This is a genomic window from Zongyangia sp. (genome assembly GCF_965361945.1).
Window position 1 is genome coordinate 1 of the sequence record NZ_CBDTOK010000055.1, and the last position, 7,547, is coordinate 7,547.

General features: G+C 49.7%; 10 protein-coding genes. All 10 read left to right on the plus strand.

All coding sequences use genetic code 11. The features are described from left to right. On the plus strand, positions 1-655 hold a 655-nt coding region (locus tag ACZ25G_RS03500; protein ID WP_463681560.1), incomplete at its 5' end, for an FAD:protein FMN transferase. 291 nt (positions 656-946) lie between these two features. Beyond that, positions 947-1,321: a YlxM family DNA-binding protein gene (gene ylxM, locus ACZ25G_RS03505; RefSeq protein ID WP_191481710.1), complete on the plus strand. Its 375-nt coding sequence runs from the start codon at positions 947-949 to the stop codon at positions 1,319-1,321. A 24-nt stretch (positions 1,322-1,345) separates the two neighbouring features. Then, positions 1,346-2,695: a signal recognition particle protein gene (gene ffh, locus ACZ25G_RS03510; RefSeq protein ID WP_342680951.1), complete on the plus strand. Its 1,350-nt coding sequence runs from the start codon at positions 1,346-1,348 to the stop codon at positions 2,693-2,695. Positions 2,696-2,771: 76 nt separating this feature from the next. Beyond that, positions 2,772-3,014 (plus strand): 30S ribosomal protein S16, encoded by a 243-nt coding sequence (gene rpsP / locus ACZ25G_RS03515; RefSeq protein ID WP_191481712.1) that lies wholly within the window; start codon positions 2,772-2,774, stop codon positions 3,012-3,014. A 33-nt stretch (positions 3,015-3,047) separates the two neighbouring features. After that, positions 3,048-3,281 (plus strand): KH domain-containing protein, encoded by a 234-nt coding sequence (locus ACZ25G_RS03520; RefSeq protein WP_191481713.1) that lies wholly within the window; start codon positions 3,048-3,050, stop codon positions 3,279-3,281. A 90-nt stretch (positions 3,282-3,371) separates the two neighbouring features. Further along, positions 3,372-3,890, plus strand: a complete 519-nt coding sequence (gene rimM, locus ACZ25G_RS03525; RefSeq protein WP_463681561.1) for a ribosome maturation factor RimM — start codon at positions 3,372-3,374, stop codon at positions 3,888-3,890. Next, entirely contained in the window at positions 3,880-4,620 is a 741-nt protein-coding gene (trmD, locus tag ACZ25G_RS03530; protein ID WP_191481715.1) for a tRNA (guanosine(37)-N1)-methyltransferase TrmD, read from the plus strand. Before rimM ends, trmD begins: the two co-directional genes overlap by 11 nt. Positions 4,621-5,051: 431 nt before the next feature. Continuing rightward, on the plus strand, positions 5,052-5,315 hold the full coding sequence (locus ACZ25G_RS03535; RefSeq protein WP_191481716.1) for an HPr family phosphocarrier protein: 264 nt from the start codon (positions 5,052-5,054) through the stop codon (positions 5,313-5,315). A gap of 81 nt (positions 5,316-5,396) precedes the next feature. Further along, a complete protein-coding gene (gene uvrC / locus ACZ25G_RS03540; protein WP_463681562.1) occupies positions 5,397-7,217 on the plus strand; it encodes an excinuclease ABC subunit UvrC in 1,821 nt (606 codons plus the stop codon). Positions 7,218-7,431: 214 nt separating this feature from the next. Continuing rightward, a partial coding sequence (locus ACZ25G_RS03545; RefSeq protein ID WP_463681563.1) for an RsmD family RNA methyltransferase occupies positions 7,432-7,547 on the plus strand: 116 nt, incomplete at its 3' end.

A 7,547-nucleotide genomic window follows, 5' to 3' on the forward strand; every position in this document is an offset into this window, starting at 1 on the left:
TACTACCGATCATAAGCAGGTCCCCTCCCAGGAACAGATCGCAGAGCTGCAACAAAACGTGGGGTATGAACGCATCCAACTGGACGGTACAAACCTGACGGTTCCCGATGGGATGCAGCTCGACCTGGGCGCTGTAGGCAAAGGCTATACCGCCGATCTGGTCGTAGAACAATTAAAAGAGGATGGAATTGAATCCGCTTTAATCAGTCTAGGGGGGAATATCCAAGCCATTGGTTCCCGGCCGGATGGAAGCGATTGGCAGATTGGCATCCGCGCCCCCTGGAAAAATGGGAACCTAGGCGTGCTGGAAATGAGTGATATGGCGGTGGTAACCTCTGGCGGCTATGAAAATTATTTTGAAGATGCGGATGGCAATATTTACTGGCACATCCTCGATCCTACTACCGGATACCCGGCGGACAGCGGGTTGCAGGCGGCCGTCATCGTTGGTAAAGAGGGAAGGCTGTGTGATGCGCTGTCCACCTCTCTATTTGTGATGGGCGCGGAAAAGGCAGAGGAATACTGGAGGAAAAACGGCGGTTTTGACATGATTTTGGTCACCGATGAAAACGAGATTCTTTTGACAGAAGGGATCGCCGGCCAATTTACCCTAAACGACGGACGTACCGAGACAATCCGGGTGCTACAGGCATGACAAGGGACCTTCTTTTGGGACTTTGCCCAATGTGCGAGCCCCGCAAGAAAAAATCAGCGGACAGAAGCAAGCTTAGAGGATAAAGATTGTTCTAGGCGATATTCATCTCCAAGTGAAGGCATATGAAAAGACAGAAGCTCAAAAAGTTTCTGTCTTTATTTCATCCTACAAATGGAATAAAAATGCTCAGTGTAAAGAAAAATACCTTGACACGAGGAGAAGAATTAGATATAATAATGGAGCACGATTGTAAAGAAATCCGCTTTACAGAGCGATGGTAGGAGAACGGATATGGGCAAGGATCTTTCAATTTCCGTATTGTTGGATATATATGGGGATATGCTCACCGAAAAACAGAAAGAGGTCATTGAACTTTATTATAATGAAGACCTTTCTCTAGGGGAGATCTCCGAGCTTTCGGGAATTACCCGCCAAGGTGTCCGAGACTCCATTAAGCGGGGGGAAGCATTCCTCCAGGAAATGGAGGACAAGCTCCAGTTTGCGCAAAAATTCAAAGAACTGGCCCAGGTCCTCTCCCAGATCAAAGAAACGGCGGAGCAGATGGCCGATCACAATAAACGGTTCTGCTTTTCCCGGGAGATCGCTCAGATGGCGGCGCAGATTTATAATGCGGCTGAAAAATTGGAAGATGACATGCTATCATAGAGTTTTGCAAGGAGGATGAGGCAAGTGGCATTTGAAGGGCTTTCCGAAAAGCTGTCAGCAGCGTTTAAAAAGCTCAGATCAAAGGGAAAACTGACCGAATCCGATATCAAGGAAGCGATGCGGGAAGTGCGTCTGGCCCTTTTAGAGGCTGACGTCAGCTATAAAGTGACCAAGGATTTTGTGTCCAAGGTGTCCGAGCGGGCGGTAGGAGTCCAGGTGTTGGAAAGCCTAACTCCAGCCCAGCAGGTGATCAAAATTGTCAACGAAGAGCTCACCGCCCTCATGGGAAACGAGAGCGCACGGCTCAACTCCCCGGCAAAGCCGCCTGCCATCATTATGATGTGCGGCCTTCAGGGAAGCGGTAAAACTACCCACAGCGCTAAACTTGCGCTGATGCTGAAAAAACAGGGCAGGCGTCCTTTGCTTGTGGCCTGTGACGTCTACCGTCCCGCAGCTATAAAACAGTTGCAGGTGGTGGGAGAAAAAGCCGGTGTTCCAGTCTTTGAAATGGGGACGGAAAACCCGGTGAAAATCGCGAAGAAGGCAGTCAGCCATGCCAAGGATTACGGTAATGATGTGGTGATCCTGGATACCGCCGGCCGGCTGCATATTGACGAAACCTTGATGGGAGAGCTACAGGGCATTAAAGATGAGGTAACTCCCACCGACATACTCCTGGTCATCGACTCCATGACCGGTCAGGATGCGGTTAACGTAGCCAAAGCGTTTGACGATGCACTGGGCATTGACGGCGTTATCCTGACCAAGCTGGACGGCGATACCCGTGGCGGTGCGGCCCTCTCGGTGAAGGCAGTTACCGGAAAGCCCATCAAATTTGTGGGCATGGGCGAAAAATTGGAGGATCTGGAGCCTTTCCATCCGGGCCGGATGGCATCCCGAATTTTGGGAATGGGTGATGTCCTCTCTCTGATCGAGAAAGCCCAGGAGCATATCGATGAGAAAAACGCCGAGGAACTGGCGAAGAAACTCAAGGAGAACTCCTTTGACTTAAATGATCTGCTGGTACAGATGCAGCAGCTGAAAAAGATGGGGCCCCTTCAGCAGGTAATGTCCATGCTGCCGGGAGCGTCGAAAGCCATCAAGGATGAGGATGCAGAAAAGGGAGAAGCGCAGCTCAAGCTCATGGAATCCATTATCTACTCCATGACCCCGGCGGAGCGGGAAAATCCTCAGATTATTAACCCCTCCCGCAAAAAAAGGATCGCCGCAGGCTCCGGCACCGATGTGCCAGCGGTGAACCGTCTGCTCAAACAGTTCGATCAGATGCAGAAGATGATGAAACAGTTTGGCGGCGGCGGCAAAAAGGGCAAACGCAGAAGAATGCCCATGATGCCAGGCGGCATGCCCTTTTAATCACGCTATGTTAACGGCGGTGCAAATGCACAGCCGAAACAATATAGAACCAAACATTTTATAGGAGGTGACAGGAATGGCTGTTAAAATAAGACTGCGCAGAATTGGCGCAAAGAAAGCGCCGTTCTACCGTATTGTTGTCGCTGACTCCCGCTATCCTCGGGACGGCAGATTCATTGAAGAGGTCGGCTACTACGATCCCACCAAGGATCCTGCTGTGGTCAAGATTGACGGCGAGAAGGTTACAAAATGGATGTCCAACGGCGCTCAGCCTACAGACACCGTGAAGGCACTGTTGAAGAAAAACGGCGTTCTTTAATCGAAATCGATACTGAGTCTTGGAGGACTACTTATGGATCAACTGCTTGTATCTATTGCGCGCGGCTTGGTAGATGACAAGGATGCAGTCAACGTTACTGTTGACGAACCCAACGAAGAGGGTGTCATTGTCTATCACCTGCATGTTGCGCCAGACGATATGGGTCGGGTTATCGGCAAACAGGGAAGAATCGCCAAGGCAATCCGCACCGTTATGCGTGCGGCTGCCAACCGGCAGGAAACCAAGGTTGCTGTGGAGATCGACTAGTAAAAAGAGGCAGGGGAAGCATGGATATGCTTTCCCTTTTTCTTATCATTGCGACATTCAAGACGTAAAATATAAGGATGGGAGAAGGCCATGGCGAAAAAACAATATCTGGAAACCGGGAAAATTGTCACGACCCACGGCATCAAGGGGGAAGTGAAGGTTTATCCCTGGTGCGACACACCGGAGTTTCTGCTGGACTTTGACGTCTTTTATTTGAATAAAGGGAAAACCCCCATTGAGGTGGAGGACTGTCGGATCCACAAAAATATGGCCATACTAAAACTCAAGGGTGTGGACACGGTGGAAGATGCGGTGAAATACCGCAACCAGGTACTCTATGTGGACCGGGATGAAATTCTCCTGGAGGAAGGAGAGTATTTTGTCCAGGATCTCATTGGATTGCGGGTTCTGGATGCTGATTCCGGCAAAGAGTATGGGAAGATTGTGGATGTGAGTGAAACTGGCGCCAACGATGTCTATCACATTGCCTTTGCCGATGGGAGTATTAAACTTATCCCTGCGATCAAGGATGTTGTCATTCATACCGATATAGAAGCTGGTGTCATGGAAATTCGGCCGCTCAGGGGGTTGTTTGACGATGAGGATTGATATTGCCACCCTATTTCCTGAAATGTGTGACCGGGTGCTCAACGAGAGCATTATTGGCCGGGCGCGGAGACAAGGACTTTTTGAGGTCCACTGCCACAATATCCGTGACTATACTCTTTCCAAGCAAAAGCGGGTGGATGATGCACCTTACGGTGGCGGCATGGGCATGGTGATGCAGGCTGACCCCATTTACCGTTGTTATGAGCATATCTGGAAACAGATTGGTATGCACCCCCATGTGATCTACCTGACGCCACAGGGCAAGCCTTTTACCCAGCAGAGAGCTATTGAGCTCAAGGAGTTTGACAACATCCTGCTCCTCTGCGGCCATTATGAAGGGGTAGATGAGCGGGTATTGCAGGAGATTGTGGACGAGGAGATTTCCGCCGGAGATTTTGTGCTCACCGGAGGCGAGTTGCCAGCCCTCATGGTAGCCGATTGCATTCTGCGGATGCTGCCTGGCGTTCTTTCCGATGAGGAATGCTTCACCGAGGAAAGCCACTACAATGGCTTGCTGGAATATCCCCAGTATTCCCGCCCAGCGGTATGGCACGGCCGCGCAGTGCCTGACGTGCTTTTAACAGGGCACCATGCCAATATCGCTCAGTGGCGGCGGGAGCGGTCTTTGGAGCGCACGCTGCAAAAGCGCCCTGACATGCTAAAAACAGCACCTTTGGATAAAAAAGATAGGTCCTATCTTAACAAAATCCAGGGAAATGGGGAGAAATAGAAGATGCAAACCAGCACACGTTTTTGATGGTTTTGCATAGAATATCTATAAAAGAAAGCAAAATGGGCTTTGCTGGGCGTGCGGGGCCGGGGGAAAAGGTATGAATTTTGCTTCTTTGGGAAAACTAACAAAGCAGATAAGCGCTTGAACCACATGTACAGGCACTTTTAGCAAATAGTACCTAGGGATTTTGGATGTTTGCACAGCTTTTCCACGAGGAAAGTGTGTAATGTGCCAGTTTTGTTGAAAGAAATATAGTGAGAATAAACAAATGGAGGGCTGAAAATTCGCCCTCATCTGGAAAACAAGCAGAATTTCCCGGAAAAATGAGCGAAAAGCGTTTTTTTGTCGTTGACGCAGAATTTACATATTGTTATAATTAAAACTGCGTTTAACGAAACTAAATTTTCATACATTGGGAGAGTAAAGATATGTTTGTGAAAGATGTTACGGTTCAAAATCAAGTCGGTCTTCACGCACGTCCTGCCACCTTCTTCATCCAGAAAGCTAATGAGTTCAAATCCTCAATCTGGGTGGAGAAAGAAGAGCGCAGAGTCAATGCAAAAAGCTTGCTGGGTGTTCTTTCCCTGGGTATCGTAGGGGGCACCACCATCCGCATCATTGCGGACGGCGCTGACGAGGAGCAGGCTGTAGATGGCCTGGTAAAACTGGTAGAGTCTGGTTTTGCTGAGTAATTGAAAGAAAACTGGTCTGAAATGATGGTGTGGCGCGTTGTGTGAAAACAGCGCGCTTTTCTTTTTGCAGGAGGTGATGAAGTGCAGGAGGAAATTCTGAGCCGCATTAAAAAGAAGGTGAGCGGTCTGCCCCTCTCACCGGGCGTATACATGATGAAGGACAAACAAGGACATATTATCTATGTGGGAAAGGCGAAGGCGCTGAAAAACCGGGTATCCAGTTATTTTCGAGCCATTGACAACCATCCTCCGAAAGTATATCAGATGGTCCAGCACGTCTATGATTTCGATTATATTGTGGTAGGAAGCGAATATGAAGCTTTGGTGCTGGAGTGCAGCCTGATTAAGCAGCATAATCCCAAGTACAACATTCTGCTCAAGGACGACAAGGGCTATCATTATATTAAGGTGGAAAAGAAGCCCTGGGGCAGGATCAGTGAGGTCAAACGGCATCCGGATGACGGCAATGAGTATATTGGCCCCTATCTCAGCGGCTTTGTGGTCAAACAGATGGTGGATGAGACCAACAAAGCTTTTAAGCTTCCTACCTGTAGCCGCCGGTTTCCCCAGGAGATTGGAAAGGGACGTCCCTGTCTCAACAGCCATATCAACCTATGTATTGCCCCCTGCACTGGACGGATCAAGCTGGAAGAATATAACGAAATCCTTGCACAGGCGGTAGACTTTATCAAAGGCGGCAGTGAAAAGTCCATCAAGAATCTGCGGACGATGATGGAAGAGGCGGCGGAAGCGCTGGATTTTGAGAAGGCAGCCCGCCTGCGGGATCGGATCCGAGCCATTGAAAAGATATCCGAGCATCAAAAAGTGGTCTTTTCCAAAGTCAGTGAGCAGGATGTTGTGGCCCTTGCCCAGAATGGCCGGCTGGTCTGCGCAGTGGTGCTGATTTTTCGTGGTTCCAAGCTGGTAGACAAGAAAGACTATCTGCTAGGCGAGGTGGAGAGTATGGAAAGCGCGCGCAGCGAGTTTCTCATGCGATTTTATGAACGCCATGAAATCCCTCCTCAAATTGGATTGGATGAGGCCTGCGATGACCAGGAACTCTTTGAAGCATACCTGTCGGAAAAGGCAGGCAGAAAGGTACACATCCATGTGCCTCAGCGGGGAGAACAGCATGATCTGGTGATGATGGCCAGGGAAAACGCTTCCCAGCGCCTGTCCCATGAGACGGCCCGTACTGGACGGGAGATCGCGGCCCTGGATGAACTGGCCCGGCTGTTGGGAATGCCCCATGCCCCTCACTATATTGAGGCCTATGATATTTCTAACATCGGGGAATCTACCATTGTAGGCGGCATGGTTGTTTTTGAGGATGCAAGGCCTCTGAAGCAAGCGTATAAGAAATTTGCCATCAAGGGGCAGACAGGACCGGATGACTACGCAGCTATGACCGAGATGATTGTCCGCCGCCTCAAACGATATCAGGAGGGGGATCCTCATTTTGCTCCGCTGCCCGACCTCATTTTGCTGGATGGCGGCAAGGGGCATGTGAGTACCATCCTTCCAGTGGTCCGGGCCATGGGGTTTGATATTCCAGTCTACGGAATGGTCAAGGATGACCGGCACCGTACCCGCGCTATTGCGGCCAATGGAGGGGAAATCTCCATTAATTCCAACCGGTCTGCCTTTGCATTGGTCACCTCTATTCAGGATGAGGTCCATCGCTATAGTATCCGTTACAGCCGCCAGAAACATCAAAGCGGCAGCTTTCAGCTTCTGCTCACAAAAGCGGAAGGCATTGGGAAAACAAGGGCGGTGGCCTTGATAAAACACTTTAAAACCATGAAGGCGATTCGGGCGGCCAGTGTGGAAGAACTCTGCCAGGTCGAGGGTATGACCAAAACAGCGGCAGAAAGTCTGTACGAATTTTTAAAGGAAAACTAACCTTTCCCGGTGAAGAACTTGACAATTGACGGACACTGTTTAATAATGTATAGTAATGACGAAGTATCCGTTTCTAGGAAGATTTCCCGGGAAATACGCTGTATCACCTGAAAATCCAGAAGCTGGACGCGAACTTTAGCGGATGGAATGATTCTTCGCTATGATGTGCTTCGGTATCTGCCGCTGCACAGAGGGCAGATAGGAGAAGTAAAATATGAGAGTAATTACAGGTTCGGCTAGGGGACGAAAGCTTGTTACCTTGGATGGGAGAGATGTCCGGCCGACAACGGATATGGTGAAGGAGGCTATGTTTAGCATTCTTCACTTTGA